This window comes from Lacticaseibacillus kribbianus (assembly GCF_020180945.1).
Classification (GTDB): domain Bacteria; phylum Bacillota; class Bacilli; order Lactobacillales; family Lactobacillaceae; genus Lacticaseibacillus; species Lacticaseibacillus kribbianus.
In genome coordinates this window covers 43,168-57,777 of the sequence record NZ_JAIPUL010000001.1, presented here as the reverse complement: position 1 = coordinate 57,777, position 14,610 = coordinate 43,168, and the positions used below count along the sequence as shown (strand labels likewise).

At 67.8% G+C, this 14,610-nt stretch carries 18 protein-coding genes; 11 read left to right on the top strand and 7 right to left on the bottom strand.

The annotated features are described in order from the left end of the window. Window positions 1-10: 10 nt before the first annotated feature. Entirely contained in the window at window positions 11-889 is an 879-nt protein-coding gene (locus LE416_RS00355; RefSeq protein WP_225046523.1) for an AraC family transcriptional regulator, read from the top strand. Between the two features lie 64 nt (window positions 890-953). Further along, on the top strand, window positions 954-1,718 hold the full coding sequence (locus tag LE416_RS00350; RefSeq protein WP_225046522.1) for a MerR family transcriptional regulator: 765 nt from the start codon (window positions 954-956) through the stop codon (window positions 1,716-1,718). 68 nt (window positions 1,719-1,786) lie between these two features. Here the strand turns inward: LE416_RS00350 and LE416_RS00345 are convergent, their stop codons facing one another. The 4 genes from LE416_RS00345 to LE416_RS00330 all read right to left on the bottom strand — a co-directional run bounded on the left by LE416_RS00345 (window position 1,787) and on the right by LE416_RS00330 (window position 6,444). Beyond that, entirely contained in the window at window positions 1,787-2,794 is a 1,008-nt protein-coding gene (locus LE416_RS00345; protein WP_225046521.1) for a serine hydrolase, read from the bottom strand. Between the two features lie 221 nt (window positions 2,795-3,015). Next, a complete protein-coding gene (locus tag LE416_RS00340; RefSeq protein WP_225046520.1) occupies window positions 3,016-4,752 on the bottom strand; it encodes a hypothetical protein in 1,737 nt (578 codons plus the stop codon). Further along, window positions 4,745-5,809 carry a WxL protein peptidoglycan domain-containing protein gene (locus LE416_RS00335; protein WP_225046519.1) on the bottom strand — a complete coding sequence of 355 codons (1,065 nt, stop codon included), beginning with the start codon at window positions 5,807-5,809 and terminating at the stop codon, window positions 4,745-4,747. The genes LE416_RS00340 and LE416_RS00335 overlap by 8 nt, the downstream gene beginning before the upstream one ends. Beyond that, on the bottom strand, window positions 5,806-6,444 hold the full coding sequence (locus LE416_RS00330) for a hypothetical protein (protein ID WP_225046518.1): 639 nt from the start codon (window positions 6,442-6,444) through the stop codon (window positions 5,806-5,808). Before LE416_RS00330 ends, LE416_RS00335 begins: the two co-directional genes overlap by 4 nt. 186 nt (window positions 6,445-6,630) lie before the next feature. On the opposite strand from LE416_RS00330, the gene LE416_RS00325 reads away from it, so the two are divergent. The 3 genes from LE416_RS00325 (at window position 6,631) to LE416_RS00315 (ending at window position 8,246) form a co-directional block, all read left to right on the top strand. Next, complete coding sequence (locus tag LE416_RS00325; protein WP_225046517.1) at window positions 6,631-7,401, top strand: TerC family protein; 771 nt, start codon at window positions 6,631-6,633, stop codon at window positions 7,399-7,401. Window positions 7,402-7,573: 172 nt separating this feature from the next. Then, window positions 7,574-7,897 (top strand): type II toxin-antitoxin system RelE/ParE family toxin, encoded by a 324-nt coding sequence (locus LE416_RS00320; RefSeq protein ID WP_225046516.1) that lies wholly within the window; start codon window positions 7,574-7,576, stop codon window positions 7,895-7,897. Between the two features lie 10 nt (window positions 7,898-7,907). Continuing rightward, the gene (locus tag LE416_RS00315) at window positions 7,908-8,246 is read left to right on the top strand and encodes a helix-turn-helix transcriptional regulator (RefSeq protein ID WP_225046515.1); all 339 of its coding nucleotides are present in this window, start codon (window positions 7,908-7,910) and stop codon (window positions 8,244-8,246) included. An 83-nt stretch (window positions 8,247-8,329) separates the two neighbouring features. Here the strand turns inward: LE416_RS00315 and LE416_RS00310 are convergent, their stop codons facing one another. Together LE416_RS00310 and LE416_RS00305 are read right to left on the bottom strand one after the other, a co-directional pair. After that, window positions 8,330-8,842 (bottom strand): GNAT family N-acetyltransferase, encoded by a 513-nt coding sequence (locus tag LE416_RS00310; protein WP_225046514.1) that lies wholly within the window; start codon window positions 8,840-8,842, stop codon window positions 8,330-8,332. 330 nt (window positions 8,843-9,172) lie between these two features. Then, on the bottom strand, window positions 9,173-9,634 hold the full coding sequence (locus tag LE416_RS00305; RefSeq protein ID WP_225046513.1) for a hypothetical protein: 462 nt from the start codon (window positions 9,632-9,634) through the stop codon (window positions 9,173-9,175). Between the two features lie 132 nt (window positions 9,635-9,766). Between LE416_RS00305 and LE416_RS00300 the strand changes: the two genes are divergently transcribed. The 5 genes from LE416_RS00300 to LE416_RS00280 all read left to right on the top strand — a co-directional run bounded on the left by LE416_RS00300 (window position 9,767) and on the right by LE416_RS00280 (window position 12,300). Beyond that, a complete protein-coding gene (locus tag LE416_RS00300) occupies window positions 9,767-10,207 on the top strand; it encodes an NUDIX domain-containing protein (protein WP_225046512.1) in 441 nt (146 codons plus the stop codon). 82 nt (window positions 10,208-10,289) lie between these two features. Next, window positions 10,290-10,709: a MerR family transcriptional regulator gene (locus tag LE416_RS00295; protein WP_225046511.1), complete on the top strand. Its 420-nt coding sequence runs from the start codon at window positions 10,290-10,292 to the stop codon at window positions 10,707-10,709. Window positions 10,710-10,713: 4 nt separating this feature from the next. Then, window positions 10,714-11,121, top strand: coding sequence for a cupin domain-containing protein (locus tag LE416_RS00290; RefSeq protein WP_225046510.1), 408 nt, complete (start codon window positions 10,714-10,716; stop codon window positions 11,119-11,121). Continuing rightward, window positions 11,121-11,450 carry a carboxymuconolactone decarboxylase family protein gene (locus LE416_RS00285; RefSeq protein WP_225046509.1) on the top strand — a complete coding sequence of 110 codons (330 nt, stop codon included), beginning with the start codon at window positions 11,121-11,123 and terminating at the stop codon, window positions 11,448-11,450. The genes LE416_RS00290 and LE416_RS00285 overlap by 1 nt, the downstream gene beginning before the upstream one ends. Then, entirely contained in the window at window positions 11,443-12,300 is an 858-nt protein-coding gene (locus tag LE416_RS00280; RefSeq protein WP_225046508.1) for an aldo/keto reductase, read from the top strand. The genes LE416_RS00285 and LE416_RS00280 overlap by 8 nt, the downstream gene beginning before the upstream one ends. Before the next feature lie 234 nt (window positions 12,301-12,534). Here LE416_RS00280 and LE416_RS00275 read toward each other — a convergent pair whose 3' ends face one another. Next, the gene (locus tag LE416_RS00275) at window positions 12,535-13,947 is read right to left on the bottom strand and encodes an aminotransferase-like domain-containing protein (RefSeq protein ID WP_225046507.1); all 1,413 of its coding nucleotides are present in this window, start codon (window positions 13,945-13,947) and stop codon (window positions 12,535-12,537) included. 41 nt (window positions 13,948-13,988) lie between these two features. Here LE416_RS00275 and LE416_RS00270 point away from each other — a divergent pair, with 41 nt between their 5' ends. After that, window positions 13,989-14,597, top strand: coding sequence for an FMN-dependent NADH-azoreductase (locus LE416_RS00270; RefSeq protein WP_225046506.1), 609 nt, complete (start codon window positions 13,989-13,991; stop codon window positions 14,595-14,597). Window positions 14,598-14,610: the final 13 nt, after the last annotated feature.

Genomic DNA, 14,610 nt, shown 5'->3' with positions numbered 1-14,610 from the left:
GAGGCAAGACATGGAACACGCAACGCTCACCACCCTGGCGCAGGAGGAGATGCTCGACCTCAGGCTGTACCAGGCCGGCCGCTCGGACTGCGAGCCGCTGCACTACTACGGCCCGGTCAAGCGCAACCACTACCTGTTTCACCTGGTCACCGCCGGCTGCGGCACGCTGCAGTCGACGCGCACCACCGGCGAAACCGTCACCTACCACCTGAGCGCCGGCAGCGGCTTTTTGATCGTGCCGGGCCAGGTCAACACCTACTACGCCGACCGCCAGGACCCCTGGTCGTACGCGTGGGTGGAGTTCGACGGGCTGCAGGCGTACCGGCTGCTCCAGCTCGCCGAGCTCGGGCAGGACCGGCCGATTTTTCGCACCCCCGACGCGGCGCTGGTGACTCAGCTGCAGGCCGAGCTGGTGTTTTTGGCCGACCACCCGACCGCCTCGCCGCTCGCCCTTTTGGCCCACACCTACCTGGCCGTCGACCTGCTGACGCGCCGGCGGGGCCAGCCGCCGCGCGACTTCGCCCGCAGCAGCCAGCGCCAGCAGGACTACGCGCTGCGGGCCATCGAGTTCATCGCCGGCCACTACGCCGAGCCGATCGGCGTGGCGGACGTCGCAAGCTGGTGCAACCTGAGCCGCAGCTACCTCGGCGCCATTTTCCAGAAGCTGTACGGCAAGGGCGTGCAGGACTTCCTGATCGGCTACCGGATGAGCAAGGCCTGCGAGCTGCTGACGCTTGGCGACGCGCCGATTCGCGCGGTTGCAGGCCAGGTCGGCTACCCCAACCAGCTAGCCTTCTCGCGGGCGTTCGCCCGCCGGTTCGGCATGCCACCGACCGAGTGGCGGCGGCAAAAACGCCCCGACGCCAAAAACTTGCGGCCGGGGGCTTGACCCTGCCGCGACGTCACCCCTTATCCTAGACCTCGGGGCCAGGCGCCCCACAGGAGGTGAGCGAATGCCCACATACACCACCAGCCAGTTTGCCGCGTTAACCGGCCTAACGCCGCGCGCGCTGCGCTACTACCACCGGCGCGGGCTGCTGCACCCGCAGCTTGCGGCCAACGGCTACCGGCTTTTCACAAGCCTTGACGCCGACGCGGCGCAGCTAATCCGCTTCTACACCGCGCTCGGGCTGAGCCTCGACGAGACGGCGGCGCTGCTGGCGGCCCCGCGCGCGACCCGGCTCGCCGCGCTGCGCAACCAGCGCGCCAAGCTGGTTGCGCAGCAGGCGGGCATCGCACAGCTCATCGCGGCGCTTGACGCCACACTAAGCAACCAGGAGGAACACCCAATGTCGGATACCGAAAAATTCGCCGCCTTCAAGCAGGCGGCCATCGCCAAGAACACCGCCGAGTACGGCGCGGAGGTCGAGGCCAAGTGGGGCCAGGGGGCCAAGCGCGACGCCGACCGGCACTTCGCCGGCCTCTCGGAGGCGGACTACCGCCGCAGCCAGGACCTCGAGCGGCAGCTCGCCGCCGCCCTGCGCAAGGCCGTCGCAGGCGGCGCCGACCCGGCCGGCGAGGCCGGTCAGGAGGCCTGCGCGCTGCACCGCCAGTGGCTTGAGATCATGTGGCACCGCTACGACCCGGAGATGCACCGCAACCTGATGGCGCTGTACGAGGGCGACGGCCGCTTCGGCGCCCACTACGACGCGCTGGCCGGTGCCGGCGCCGCCGCGTTTTTGATCGCGGCGGTGCGCCGCAACGCGTCGCTCGCCTAACCACAGCTCACACCACTAAAAAACTCGGCGTGCTTGCCTATATGGCAGCACGCCGAGTTTTTTTACGTTCAGTCCCCGTACACGATCTCCTGCACGCGGGTGGCGACCTCCTGCACCTTGGCCCAGTCCATGTAGCCCTGGTTGGTGGTCAGGATCGCCAGCAGGTAGCGCTGGCCGTTCGGCAGGGTGACGATCGCCGCGTCGTTGTCCGTCGAGCCCAGCCAGCCGACCTTGTCCTGGACGACGGCCTTGGGCGTCAGGCTCGCGACCGCGGCGGGAATGCCGTCGCGGTAGACCTGCGTCGCCATGTCGCCGGTCAGCTTCGTGCGCAGCGTGGCATCATTGAACGGCTCCTGGGCCAGCGCGATGCGCCGCAGCAGCGTCACGAGGTCGTTGGCCGTCGTCTTGGCGATGCCGTTGCCGAACACCGGCCCGATGCCCAGCGTCTGGTAGTACGCGTTGAGCGCGGTGGCGCCGTAGCGGTACAGCTGGGCCTCGCCGTACTCGTTGGCCGAGTTGACGATCATGTTGGTGAAGCCGGTCTCGTCTTCTGCCGTCCAGGTGCGCGCCCCGGTTTCCACCTGGTGAAAAAGGTACGCGGTGATGAACAGCTTGTAGGTGCTCGCCGAGGTCCAGGTGGTGGTCCCGTTGACGCTGGCGGCCAGGCTGCCCTGGGCGTACACGGCGGCGGTACGGGACTTGGCCGCGGCACTGTCGGCGCTGGGCGCCAGGTTGTAGAAGCTGACGGCGACGTTGCCGTCCGCGCCGACCTGCTTGAGGTAGGCCGCAAGTTTCGTCTTGATGGCGTTCTGGCGCTTTCGCACCTGGGCCGCCGTCAGCGCCGTGGTCTTGGTCACCTTGGTCGCCTTGGCCTGCGAACCGGCGGACGCGCTGGTGGCCGTGTCCGCCGTCGTGGCCCCGGTCGCGCTGGCCGCCGTGGCCGGCTCGTCCAGCCCATCATCGGGCGCGAGCAGCGTGTGCAGGCCCCAGCCCAGCAGGCTGACCGCCAGAACCATCGCGGCCGCGGCGAGGGCCACACGGTCCCAGCGCACGCGGCGGTGCTGTTGTCTTCTCATGTCGTTCCTCCGTCACCAGGCGACTCGTTCCGCCTATCATTATGATTATGCCGAATTCTAATGAATTTATCCACCACAATTAATGAATTTTTTGTGACCGCGGACCCCGGCACGACGCGGCTTGTAACCGCTGTCTCACCACCGCCAAGAGCGGGGCCGACCACCACTGGTCAGCCCCGCTTGCACGTCATTTTAACATTAAACTGGCGCCAAACGCCGCGTCAGTCCGCCCGCTCCCCCACCCCGTGGTCGATGCGCCACGTGACGGTCGCACGGTAGCTCGCCGCCCGGTGAACGGCGGGCCACGCCGGCGCCTGCAGCACCACGCCCGTGACGGCCTGGCTCACGGTGCGTGCGCCGCGGCCGCGGTTGGCGACCAGCACCACCGGCGCCGCGCCCAGCGCCGTGCGCGGCCAGTCCGCCGTGGCCGGCAGGAGCAGCGGCGCGGTGAAGCGGTCCCCGCGGGCGTTTTGCCACGCGGACAGGGCGACGCTCAGGCTGGCGCCGGGCGGCAGGGTCGCGGTGACCTGCAGGCCGCCAGTGGCCACGACGGCTGCCTCGGGCGCGCCGAGGCGCAGCACTCCGAAGTCGAGGCGGCCGCCGACGGCCAGCGCCCCGCCCGGGTGCTGCAGCGCGGCCAGGCGGTTGCCCAGCGCCTCGCGCACCGCCGTTGAGATCACCCGGTTGTGCGTCAGCAGGCTCTGGATCGCGGCCGCGTCGAGCTGGGGCAAAAAGCCGGTGACGGCGCGGTCGTTCAGCTGCGGCAGGCCGCCGTGCGCGCTGGCCGTCGCGGTGACCAGCGCGCCGACGCTGACGTTGCTGAGCGCCAGGTGGCCGGTCGCCATGTTGACCAGCGACACGGCCGCCTGCACGGTGTTCCAGTCCGCGACGTTGAGGCTGGCGCCGCCGAGGTCGGCCGCCCCGGCGTTGGCCATCACCGTCGCCAGCATCTGGTTGAGGGAGCTTGAGATCGTCGCCACGGCGTTGCCGGCCAGGTTCAGCGCGGTGACGTGCGCAAGCGCCGCGAAGCGCTTGTTCCACGCGACCTGCGTGATGCCGTTGGCGCTCAGGTCGAGCGTCGCGATGCGCTGGGCGGCCGTCGCGCTCAGCAGCGTGCGCTCGATCTGGTCGCAGTCCAGGCGGCCCAGCTGGTCGCTGCCGAGCAGCAGGGTCTCAAGCGCGGCCAGCCGCGGTGTGTGAAAAAGGCACAGCAGCCGCTGAGCGAGCGCGGAGCCGGCGACCCGGGACGTGATGCCGGTCAGGTCGACCGTGTGCGCCGCCTTGGCCGAGGCCGCGACCAGCATCATCATGTTGAACGGCGGCTGGTAGCGCTGGGATGCGGTGTGGCCGTCGAACACCAGGGCGCCCTCAGCCAGCGCACGCTCAGCCGCGCCGGGGGCGGTCTGTGCGTACACGCCGTTGCTGACGTCGTAGCCCGCCGCGCCGCCGGTCAGCCCGGCGACCCAGTCCGCCACCGCGGCGCTGGGCCGCGACGCCCCGTCCGCGGTGCGCTCGGCCAGGCTGAAAACGGCCAGCCGCTCGACGTCCGCAAGCGTGAAGGTCGCTGGCGTCTGCCCGCGCCCCGCCGGCGTGCTGCCGTCGGGGTAGCGGCTGTTGTCCAGGATCACGGCGCTCACCGCCGCGGGAATGCCGTACGCCTGAAGCGGCGCGGCGGTGGGCGCCGCCTGCGGGCCCACCTGCGGACTGCCGCCCGGCCCCGCCTGTGAGCCGCCGCCCTTTGCCGACTGCGATCCGCCCGGTTCCGCCTGTGCGCTGCCGTCCTTGCCCGGCTGCGGCGCGCGGGCCTGCACCGGCTGCGGTGCGGCGGCCCACGGCAGTCTCGGCGCATCTGGCCACACCGAGGCCCGCCGGCCGCCCTGCGCTAGCCCCAGCGCGAGGCCAAGGGTCAGCGCAAGCAGCGTGCCCGCGGCGGCACCAGCCCCTTTTCGCCTAATCACGCGCCGCTTCCCGGCGCCGGGCCACCAGCAGCCAGGCCAGCGCCGCAATCACCACCAGCAGCACACCGACCAGCGCGACGGCCGCGATCACCAGCCCGGGCACGCCGCCGCGGGCTCGGCGGACGCGCCGGGCCTGGGCCGCCACGGTCGCCGCGCTCAGCGTCACCACCTGGGTGCGCGTCGCGCGGTAGCGGTAGCGCGTGCCGGCGGCGTCGGCGTACGGTCCCGCGGGATCCTTGACGTAGTGCGCCGTGGTGGTCACGCGGTAGCGCCCCGGCGCCGCGCCGGCCAGCGCCAGGCGGTAGCCGAAGCGCGAGTTGGGCGCCATCTGCAGCTGGCTGGCGTGGCTTCGGGTGTGGCGGCCGGTCGCCAGGTTGACCGCGGTGGCCGAGACCTCAAGCTGGTTCAAAAAGGTCGGCGCGACGTTCACCAGCGGCACGCTCAGCCCGCCGCGCGCGTCGAGGGTCGCCGTTCCCACCGCCAGGCGCGGCGCGAAGGTCGCGGCGCGGTTGCGGGCCACCACGGCGATGCTGTAGCGGTAGCGGTTAACGATGCCAAGGCCCGGCCCGGCCTGTTTGTCACCGGCCTTGGGCGTAAAGGTCAAGGCACCCGCAATCAGCCCGGCCAGCGGCTGGCGGGGCAGGGTCAGCCCGGCGCGGTAGGTCACCCGCCCGCGCGGCGGCAGGGTGACGGTGCGGGCGCCGGTCAGGCAGTCGGCCGCGGCCACCGTCAGCGTCTTGTCCGGGCGGCTGTGGCCCGAGTAATCGATCTGGCCGTTGGCCCCGGTGGCGGCGGTGTGAAACGCAACGGCGACCTCGACCCTCGCCGCCGTGCGGTTCTGCAGCACCACGGCTAGGTCGGTGCGGTGGCCCGGCGCCACCACCACGTCGAAGTAGCTGCCCGCCTCGCCGCGCTGCGCGGCGCCGGTCACGGCCCGCACGGCAAAGGGCAGGCTCGCGGCCCGGGCACGGTTGCCGGCGGCGAAGGCCACCAGCGCCCCGCCGAGCACCAGGCCGACCCCCACCGCCAGCAGTAGGCGCAGCCGCCGGCGCATCATGCCGGGTTGGCCGGGCCGGCCGCCAGCGTCCAGTCCAGCACGTTGGTGTAGCTGCCCGCCTTCACCGCGGTGCCGGCCGGGACGTCGAGGTACACGGTGGTGGCCGCGATGGCGGTCACCCCGGTCGCGCCGCCGCCGAGCTGGACACCGTCCTGCAGATCGACGAGCCCGTCGCCCAGGGCAACGCTCAGGTGCGCGTTGGCGTTGAGCACCGCCGCGCCGGCGGCCGTGCCGGAGTCGGCCTGCTGCCAGCCACCGGCGGTCACGTTCAGCGTCCAGCGGTCGGTGTCGAGCCCCTGGAAGTCCGTCACCTTGGCGGTCAGGTCGCGGTCCGCGGCCAGGTGGGTGATGCCCTTCTGCCAGACGCCGGCGACGGACAGCGGGTCGGTGGCGGCGGCAAAGCCCAGCCGCGGGGTCACGTCGGTCAGGGTCAGGTCGCCAGCGGTGAACTGCACCGCGGCGGCCGTCGTGTCGGCGGTGGCGGCCGGCGCGGCATCCGGGGTGGCCGTGGTGGTCCATGCAGCCGGGGTGGCGGCTATCGGCGCGGCGGCGGCCCCGGTCGGGCGGCCGGTGGCCAGGGTGGCGGCCGCAATCAGGGCGGCGGTGGTCAGGGGTGCAATCAGCTTGTGGGTCATCGTTTTTCTCCTCAAATGGGTTATTTAATAATAATAATAATAACTATATAAATTATTACGCTTCTTAAAATTATCACGCCATCCATTATACCCAATTGTTCGTATCTTGCAAGCACGGATAACCCCGTTATCATTTTCGCCTAAAAAACGCAATTCCCCGAGCGCCGCGCGCGCCGGATTAGTATAATGAGGAGGAACCAGAAGGGAGAACCTCGAATCAATACGCTGATTAACCTATACGCCCCATTCTTCTCCGGCGCGGAGTGGCACGCCGCGGTCATGACCGGCACCGGCCTGGCGACCATCCTGACGCTGGCCATCATGGAGTGCCTGCTGTCGGTGGACAACGCCGTGGTGCTCGCTGCGCAGACCGCCACGCTCAAGGAGCCGCACAAGGAGCACATGGCCCTGATGTACGGCCTGTGGGGCTCCTACGTCTTCCGCTTCATCGCCATCGGCCTCGGGAGCTTTCTGATCAAGTTCTGGGCCGCCAAGGCGATCGGCGCCGCGTACCTGTTGTACATGTCGGTGCATTTTTTCTACGAGCAGCACCAGCCGCGCCCGAGCGGCGAGGCCAAGCCGCTGACCAAGCCGCGCTCGTTCGCCGGCACGGTGGCGGCGATCATCCTGCTGGACATCGTGTTCTCCATCGACTCCATCCTGACCGCCCTGGCGATCGACAGCAACCCGGTGATTGTCCTGATCGGCGGCTGCATCGGCATCCTCGCCATGCGCTTCGTCGCCTCGGCGATGATCGTGCTGCTGGACAAAATTCCGGAGCTCTTGACCATGGCCTACATCCTGATCGGCTTCATCGCCCTGAAGCTCGGGCTCAGCCTGCCGATGATCAACCTCGAGATTTCCAACACGTTCTTCAGCGTGTTCGTGCTGGTCGCCTTCGTCGCGACGTTCGCGCTGCACTGGTGGCACGTCAAGCACCCGAAGAACCCAAGGTAGGGGCAACCTCGTTCGTCTCAATCAGTGCTCAGGCCCGCCGGAACGGCATCTATACCCCGGAAGTTGACGTCAACGTCAGCTCCGGGGTATTTTAGTCGCATCATTGCTGCGCTGATGTTGCCCGGTTGGCATGTTTTTACCGAAATGGTATAATCGAGGGGTGGTTGACGCAATGGAATACTTTGGCGAAACCAGCAAACTCACGCGTATCCTGAGCAACGAGCGTCTCCGCACCAAAGCTTATGGGCGCGCGATGGCGGTCAGAATCCGGCAACGCCTTGAAGAGATGACCGTCGCACACGATCTTTCACAGCTTTCACACCTACCACCAACGCGGCTCCACAAGCTGCAGGGACGCCGCGCACATCAATTTGACGTGGACATCAGCCCGAACTGGCGCATGATTATCGAAGGCTACGATGAACACGACGTACCTTCCACCGTGCCATCTGCCATTGTCACCGTCTCAATCATCAGCATTGAAGACTACCACTAGGAGGGACAACATGCTGAATCGCAACAACAAAATCACACTGACCGACGCAGGAGAAACCTCCGCCGCGGATGTGATTGAGGAGACCCTGGCGCTACACCGCATCACGCAAACCGCATTTGCCAAGCGAATTGGCGTGTCGCAGAAGCATCTCTCCCAAATTATGCACCACAAGGCCTTCGTCTCGACTAAGCTGGCCTTGGCCATTGAGCAGGTCACCGGCATCCCCGCAGCGATGATGCTGGAACTGGACGTTCGCTATCGTCTCAATCACACGCCCCGGCCGACTCCAACTGCACAAGAGAACCCGACCGAATTTCTCCAGCGTTACGACTGGGCCTCGGCCGTTTAGCAACCCAATGTGAAAAAGCTTGCGAGCATCCCTCTGGTGACAGGTGATGCCCGCAAGCTTTTTTATGACGTCGTCTTCTCTGCTTAGGCCCGGTCCACGGCAAAGCCGAGGTGCGGCATGTCCAGCCCGTAGTAGCGCTTGACGTCGCGGCCGCGCACCAGCATGCCGTTGCGGATTGCGACGTTCATCGACGCGAGGTTGGTGTCGCGGATGATCGACCAGACGCGCGGCACGCCGAGCGTCGAAAACGCGTAGGCCTTGGCGCCGCGGGCCGCCTCGATGGCCAGGCCCTGGTGCCAGTAGTCGCGCTGCAGCAGGTAGCCGATCTCGACCACCGATTCGCCTCGGAACTGCTGGATGGTCAGGCCGCACTGGCCGACGAAGCGACCGTCTGCTTTGCGCTCGAGCGCCCAGAGGCCAAAGCCGTCCTCGCGGTAGCGGCGCAGCTGATTGTCCAGCCACGCCTGCACCTCGGCTTGACTGAAGCCGTGGGCGTACGCGTACATGGTGAGCGGATCGGTCAAAGTCTTGCTGAGGCTGGCCAGGTCGGCCTGCGTGAGCGGCCGGGCGACCAGCCGTGGGGTTTCGTAGATCATGGGGGCTCCTTTTGGGTCGTGAGGCAAAAGCGGCGGCGCGTGAGTGACTCACGCGCCGCCAAGGACGTTGATTGGTTGAAGCGCATCGCGCTACACGTCTCGCGATACCCGCGCTTCTTCGCCCTGGGTTCGTCGAGCTACGAAGCGCACCACGGGAGCGGCTAGCTACGCCAAGTCACTCGGGCCAAAGTGCGGCCCAAGCGCCTCGGCTAGGCTAGGCGTCCCGCTAAATTCGCGTTGTTCCGCCCTGGTTTTCGTCGAGCTACGTCAGGCAACGCCGGAGCGCACAGCTAATCGGTGGCCTAAGTGCGCCCCGCTCCGCTCTGGGTTTTACGCCTCCGGGTTCTCCTGGTCGAAGGCCAGCTTGCGCTCGCGGTTGTAGCCGATGAAGGCAAAGACCGTGCCGATGATGCGCACGACCCAGGACGCGAAGCCGAAGATCATCGAGGCCAAGAGCCCGCCGACCATCTGCACCGCCTGATTGTCGGACAGCGCGTCGAGCTCCTTTTCCAGGTTGCTCAGGTCGGCAACCACGCGGCCGACCGACGAGATGGCGATGACCAGGAACACGATCTGCAGGGCCGTCGCCACGATGAACAGGATCAGCGCGGTGCGGCGCTTCTTGTCCTCGCGCGGCACCTTGACCAGCAGGTAAATCGACAGGCCGAACAGCACCAGCGCCAGCGCGATGTTCGCCACGCCGCCGAAGCCCGTGCAGGTGATGACCCCCAGAATCGCGATGACCAGGTACAGCGTCGCGTACGTCGCCTTAGGTTGTTCTTCTTCCATCATTATTTCCTCCTTGATGCGCCGGAATAAAAAGCGCAATGTCATAAGCATATTATCACGCAAAACCGGCGAAAGCACCAGCGCGCGGTGCCCCGCGGTGGTAAAATCACGGTAAAACGATTTAGGAGGTCCCCCATGACCGATCGCTTCTACCCCACCGAGCTCACCTGCTTTTGCCTCGTCGAAAGCCAGGGCCAGCTCCTGGTTCAGCACAAAACCGACTCCGAGTTCGCACCCAGCCTCACCTTCCCCGGCGGCCACTGCGAGCCCGGCGAGTCGCTGACCGCAAGCGCCACCCGCGAGCTTGAAGAGGAGTGCGGCCGGACCGTCACCGACTGGCGGCTGGCCGGCGTCGTCAACTTCAGGCGCGAAGACGGCAACAAGGAGCTGATCTTCCCCTTTGCGGCCACGCTGCCGACGCCGCTGCCCACGCGCGTGGCCCCTGGCACCAAGAACGAGGGCGCGACCGGCTGGCTGCCGGTCGCCCAGGTCGCCGCGGCGCCGATGAACGCCGTGGTCCAGGGCGTCTGGGACGCCTACCGCAAGGGTGAGGTGCGCGAGCTGTACTTCGACTAAACCGCCACTGCCGCAATTTTTTTCTTTTTACGCTTGCCTTGGAGTCCACTCCAGGGTGTACCGTAGTCCTCGAGGTGATCACATGACGTATCGAATCGGCGAGTTCGCCGCCCGGCTCGGCCTGTCCGCGGACACGCTGCGCTACTACGAAAAGGAGGGCCTGCTGGCGCCGCACAGAGACGCCAACGGGCAGCGCGACTACACGGAGGAGGACGTGGCCTGGCTGTTGTTTCTGCTGCACCTGAAGGGCACCGGCATGACCATGGCCCAGCTGCGTCGCTACGTGCGGCTGCGCGCGCAGGGCGACGCGACCATCGCCGCGCGCCTGGCGCTTTTGCAGGACGTGCAGGAGGAGGCCCAGGCCCAGCTGCGCGCGCTGCAGCACAACCTGACCGTGCTGGACGATAAGGTCGCGTGGTACCAAGGCAGGCTCGACGGCAGCGTGGCCGCCAGCGAGAGCTTCGCCGCCTACTTGCAACGCATTGCACATACGGAGGACTAAGTTAATGACTGAACAGATTTCCAAGCTCTACCCGCGCGGCGCGGCCAACGTCGACTACGCGCGCTTTTTTACCGGCAACAGCTACCTCAAGACCCTGATCGCCGACCCGCAAGTCAGCGTCGGCGTCGGCGAGGTGACCTTCGAGCCGGGGTGCCGCAACCACTGGCACATCCACCACGATGGCTTCCAGCTGCTGATCGTCACCGGCGGCACCGGCTGGTACCAAGAGGCCGGGCAAAAGGCGCGGCTGCTGCACCCGGGCGACGTGGTGGTGACCCACGACGGCGTCAAGCACTGGCACGGCGCGACCAAGGATTCCTGGTTCTCGCACCTCGCCATCACCGCCGGCACCCCGGAGTGGCTCGAGGCCGTCTCGGACGCCGACTACAACGCACTGGAGGACAATGACTAATGGCAAAACAAACCGCCGGTCGCGACGCGCTGGGCGACTTCGCCCCGCAGTTCGCGGCCCTGAACGATGACGTGCTGTTCGGCCAGGTCTGGGCGCGCGAAAACGAGCTGCCCCTGCGCGACCGCAGCCTGATCACCTGCTCGGCCCTGATGGCCCAGGGCCTGTTCCCGCAGCTGAAAGCGCACATGAAGATGGCCAAGCAAAACGGCGTGACGCAAACCGAGATGGTGGCGCTGATCACGCAGCTGGCCTTTTACACCGGCTGGCCCAAGGCCTGGAGCGCCTTCGACCTGGCCAAGCAAGTTTACGGAGGCAACGCGAATGACTGAGACTTACGAGCTGAGCAACGGCGTGCGCATCCCCGCCCTGGGGCTTGGCACCTGGCTGATCGACGACGCGGCGGTTGAGGCCGTGGTGGCCACGGCGCTTGACGCCGGCTACCGCCACCTCGACACCGCGCAGGCGTACGGCAACGAGGCCGGGGTCGGCCGCGCCGTGCGGCGGGCCGCGGTGCCGCGCGAGGAGCTGTTCATCACCACCAAGCTTGCCGCCGAGCGCAAGGACTACGCCGAGGCGAGTGCGGCAATCGACCGCTCGCTTGAGGTGATGGGCCTGGACTACCTGGACCTGATGCTGATTCACAGTCCGGAGCCCTGGGCCGATTTTCGCTCGGGCAACCACTACTTCGAGGGCAACCTTGCCGCCTGGCGCGCGCTCGAGGACGCCCAGGCCGCCGGCAAGCTGCGCGCCATCGGAGTGTCGAACTTCGAGCCCGCGGACCTGCAAAACATTCTGGACCACGGCCGCGTCGTGCCGCAGGTCAACCAGGTGCTCGCGCACATCGGCAACCTGCCGCAGGACGTCATCGCGTTCGATGCCGAACACGGCATCCTGACCGAGGCCTACTCCCCCGTCGCCCACGGCGCGATGCTGGCCAACCCGCAGATTCGCGCGGTCGCCGCGCGCTACGGCGTCTCCGTCGCCCGGCTGGCGATTCGCTTCATCCAGCAGCTCGGCCTCCTGCCGCTGCCCAAGGCGCAAACGCCGGCACACATCCGAGACAACGCCGAGCTTGACTTCACCATCGCCGACGCCGACATGGACGCGTTGACCGTCATTCACTTCGCCGACTACGGCGAAGACAGCGCCTTTCCGGTGTACAGCGGCAAGCGCGACTAGGGCCGCAGGTGGCCGCATCGACCGATTCGACCAACGCCACACAGTCTCACTGGCACCACACTGAAAAAAGGACCGTCGCCGGTTCGCCCGCGCAACGCCATCATGCACTGCGCGGGCAGACCAGGCGACTGGTCCCTTTTTGTGTCTGCTGATTCCAGGCCGGCCCGCGCCTTGGCGGTCAACTGGCCCCAACTTTTTCGCCGGCACTGGCCCTTGGTCGCCGCGGCCCGACGCCTATACTAAGAGGTGTTGCCAGGCCACGGCCATCGCGGCGATGCCGCCGGTGATCGCCGCGTCGTCGGTCTGGCGAAAGCTCAGCACGACGCTCGGGTAGGCCGGGCGCAGGTCGTGCCAGCAGCGGTCCGGGTCCACCAGCCCGACCCCGGCAGCGGCGGCGCGCGCGATCAGCTCCGCCACCGGCACCCGGGTGCGCAGGGCCAGCGGCACGAAGCTGCCGGCGGCCGTGCCAAGCGGCGTCACCGCCGGCCCGAACGCGGCCGCCACGGTGTCGACCAGAAGGCGCCGGCGGTTGGCGTAGACGATGGTCAGCTGGCGCAGGTACCGCTCCAGCGCGTCGTTGGCGATCAGCTGGCTGAGCACTTGCTGCTGCAGCTGCGAGTTGCGGTTCGGCAGCTTGCCGTAGATGGCCGCAAAGCGCGGCACCAGCGCCGCAGGAATCACCAGCACCCCGGCGCACAAAGACGAGCCCAGCGTCTCGTCGAAGTTCATGTAGTAAAACGCGTTCCGCCCGCCGAGCGCCTGGTGCAGGGCCGGCGCCGCCTGGCCGTCGTAGGTCAGCGTGCCGTCGGTGTCCAGCTCGATCAGGACCTGGTCGTTGGCGGCCAGCCGCGCGGCCACCGCGCGCCGGGTTACGGCGTCAAGCCCGGCACCGTCAGGAAAATTGTGCGTCGGCGCCAGCAGCAGCCCACCGGCGGCCGCGGCGGCCGCTGTCCCCTCGCCGCGTGCCAGCGCGGCCCCACCCGCACCGACAAGCCCGCCGGCGACCTGCGCCAGGTCGCGCACCGGCACCACCGGTACGCCCAGCGTCGCCCACACCTCGCGGGCATTGGGCGCCACGGGCTCCGGCACCGCCAGGCCGCGCTGCGCAAGCGCCGGCACCAGGTGGGCGATGATCGCCGCGGCCTCCGTGAAGCCCGCCGTCACCACCACCTGGCTTGGGTCGCAGGCGACGCCGTGCAGCCGCGCCAGCAGGTGCACCAGCTGCTGGCGGTAGCTGGGGTCCCCGGCCGCCGGCTGAATGTGCGCGATGCCGCGCGCCAGCACGCGCTGCGTCGCCGCCTGCCAGGCCTGGGCGGGAAAAAGCCGCAGCTCGTCGTAGCCCTCCGTGAAGTCGAAGGCAAAGGCGCGCTCCCGGCGCGGCAGCGCAGAGGCGGCCGGCACCGCCAGTGGAAGCGTTGCGGTCACCCGGTGGGCCGCCCCCGCCCGCGCGACGAGGTAGCCCTCGGCCACCAGGTCCTGGTACGCGTGGTCCACCGTGTTGCGGCTCACGCCCAGCTGCCGGGCCAAAAAGCGCGTGCTGGGCAGCTTTTGCCCGGCCGAACGCACCCCGGTCTCGATTTCGGCGCGCAGCTGCAGGTACAGCTGGCGGTGCAGCGGCGCCGCCAGCGTCTCATCAAGTCTCAGCATTTTTCCCTCACCCTCACAACGCAATCAGAAAGGACTCTCTCATGACCATTCTACTCATCAACGCCCACCCCGACTACCAAAACCCAGCCCGCGCCACCAACCAGCTGGAGGCCCACGCCCTCTCCGTGCTGCACCGCCTTCGCCCCGGCGCCACCGTCGAGCGGCTGAACCTGTACGACCCGGCCCTTGCGATGCCCGAGCTCACCGGTGCGGTGATGGCCGACCCGGCCAGCGTGGCGGCCCAGCAGGACGCGCTGATCGCCCAGTGGCGCCGCGCCGAGCTGATCTTGATCCTGTCGCCGCTGCACAACTTCAACGTCACCGCCAAGTTCAAGACCTACGTCGACAACATTTTGATCGCCAACAAGACCTTCAAGTACACCGACGACGGCTCCGTCGGGCTGCTCGACGGCACGCAGACCGTCGCCTACATCCAGACCAGCGGCAGCGACTACTCAAAGGACCTGCGCTACGTCAACGCCGACCTCGCGCCCCTGTACGTGCGCACCATCCTGAACTTCATGGGCCTCTCCAAGATGACCCTGATCCGTGCCCAGGGTCTGGACCTGATCGAAAACGACAAGCAGGCAATCATTGAGGCAACCAAGCGAGACATCACCGCGTACCTGAGCGGGCTGGCATCACGCTAGCCACCCCATCACA

Coding starts and splice junctions, on each gene's coding strand:
- LE416_RS00305 (WP_225046513.1), bottom strand. CDS start 9,634: ATGATGGAAGAAGAACAACCTAAGGCGACGTACGCGACGCTGTACCTG.
- LE416_RS00270 (WP_225046506.1), top strand. CDS start 13,989: ATGACCATTCTACTCATCAACGCCCACCCCGACTACCAAAACCCAGCC.
- LE416_RS00310 (WP_225046514.1), bottom strand. CDS start 8,842: ATGATCTACGAAACCCCACGGCTGGTCGCCCGGCCGCTCACGCAGGCC.
- LE416_RS00285 (WP_225046509.1), top strand. CDS start 11,121: ATGGCAAAACAAACCGCCGGTCGCGACGCGCTGGGCGACTTCGCCCCG.
- LE416_RS00295 (WP_225046511.1), top strand. CDS start 10,290: ATGACGTATCGAATCGGCGAGTTCGCCGCCCGGCTCGGCCTGTCCGCG.
- LE416_RS00325 (WP_225046517.1), top strand. CDS start 6,631: ATGAGGAGGAACCAGAAGGGAGAACCTCGAATCAATACGCTGATTAAC.
- LE416_RS00315 (WP_225046515.1), top strand. CDS start 7,908: ATGCTGAATCGCAACAACAAAATCACACTGACCGACGCAGGAGAAACC.
- LE416_RS00300 (WP_225046512.1), top strand. CDS start 9,767: ATGACCGATCGCTTCTACCCCACCGAGCTCACCTGCTTTTGCCTCGTC.
- LE416_RS00275 (WP_225046507.1), bottom strand. CDS start 13,947: ATGCTGAGACTTGATGAGACGCTGGCGGCGCCGCTGCACCGCCAGCTG.
- LE416_RS00290 (WP_225046510.1), top strand. CDS start 10,714: ATGACTGAACAGATTTCCAAGCTCTACCCGCGCGGCGCGGCCAACGTC.
- LE416_RS00280 (WP_225046508.1), top strand. CDS start 11,443: ATGACTGAGACTTACGAGCTGAGCAACGGCGTGCGCATCCCCGCCCTG.
- LE416_RS00330 (WP_225046518.1), bottom strand. CDS start 6,444: ATGACCCACAAGCTGATTGCACCCCTGACCACCGCCGCCCTGATTGCG.
- LE416_RS00350 (WP_225046522.1), top strand. CDS start 954: ATGCCCACATACACCACCAGCCAGTTTGCCGCGTTAACCGGCCTAACG.
- LE416_RS00335 (WP_225046519.1), bottom strand. CDS start 5,809: ATGATGCGCCGGCGGCTGCGCCTACTGCTGGCGGTGGGGGTCGGCCTG.
- LE416_RS00355 (WP_225046523.1), top strand. CDS start 11: ATGGAACACGCAACGCTCACCACCCTGGCGCAGGAGGAGATGCTCGAC.
- LE416_RS00320 (WP_225046516.1), top strand. CDS start 7,574: ATGGAATACTTTGGCGAAACCAGCAAACTCACGCGTATCCTGAGCAAC.
- LE416_RS00345 (WP_225046521.1), bottom strand. CDS start 2,794: ATGAGAAGACAACAGCACCGCCGCGTGCGCTGGGACCGTGTGGCCCTC.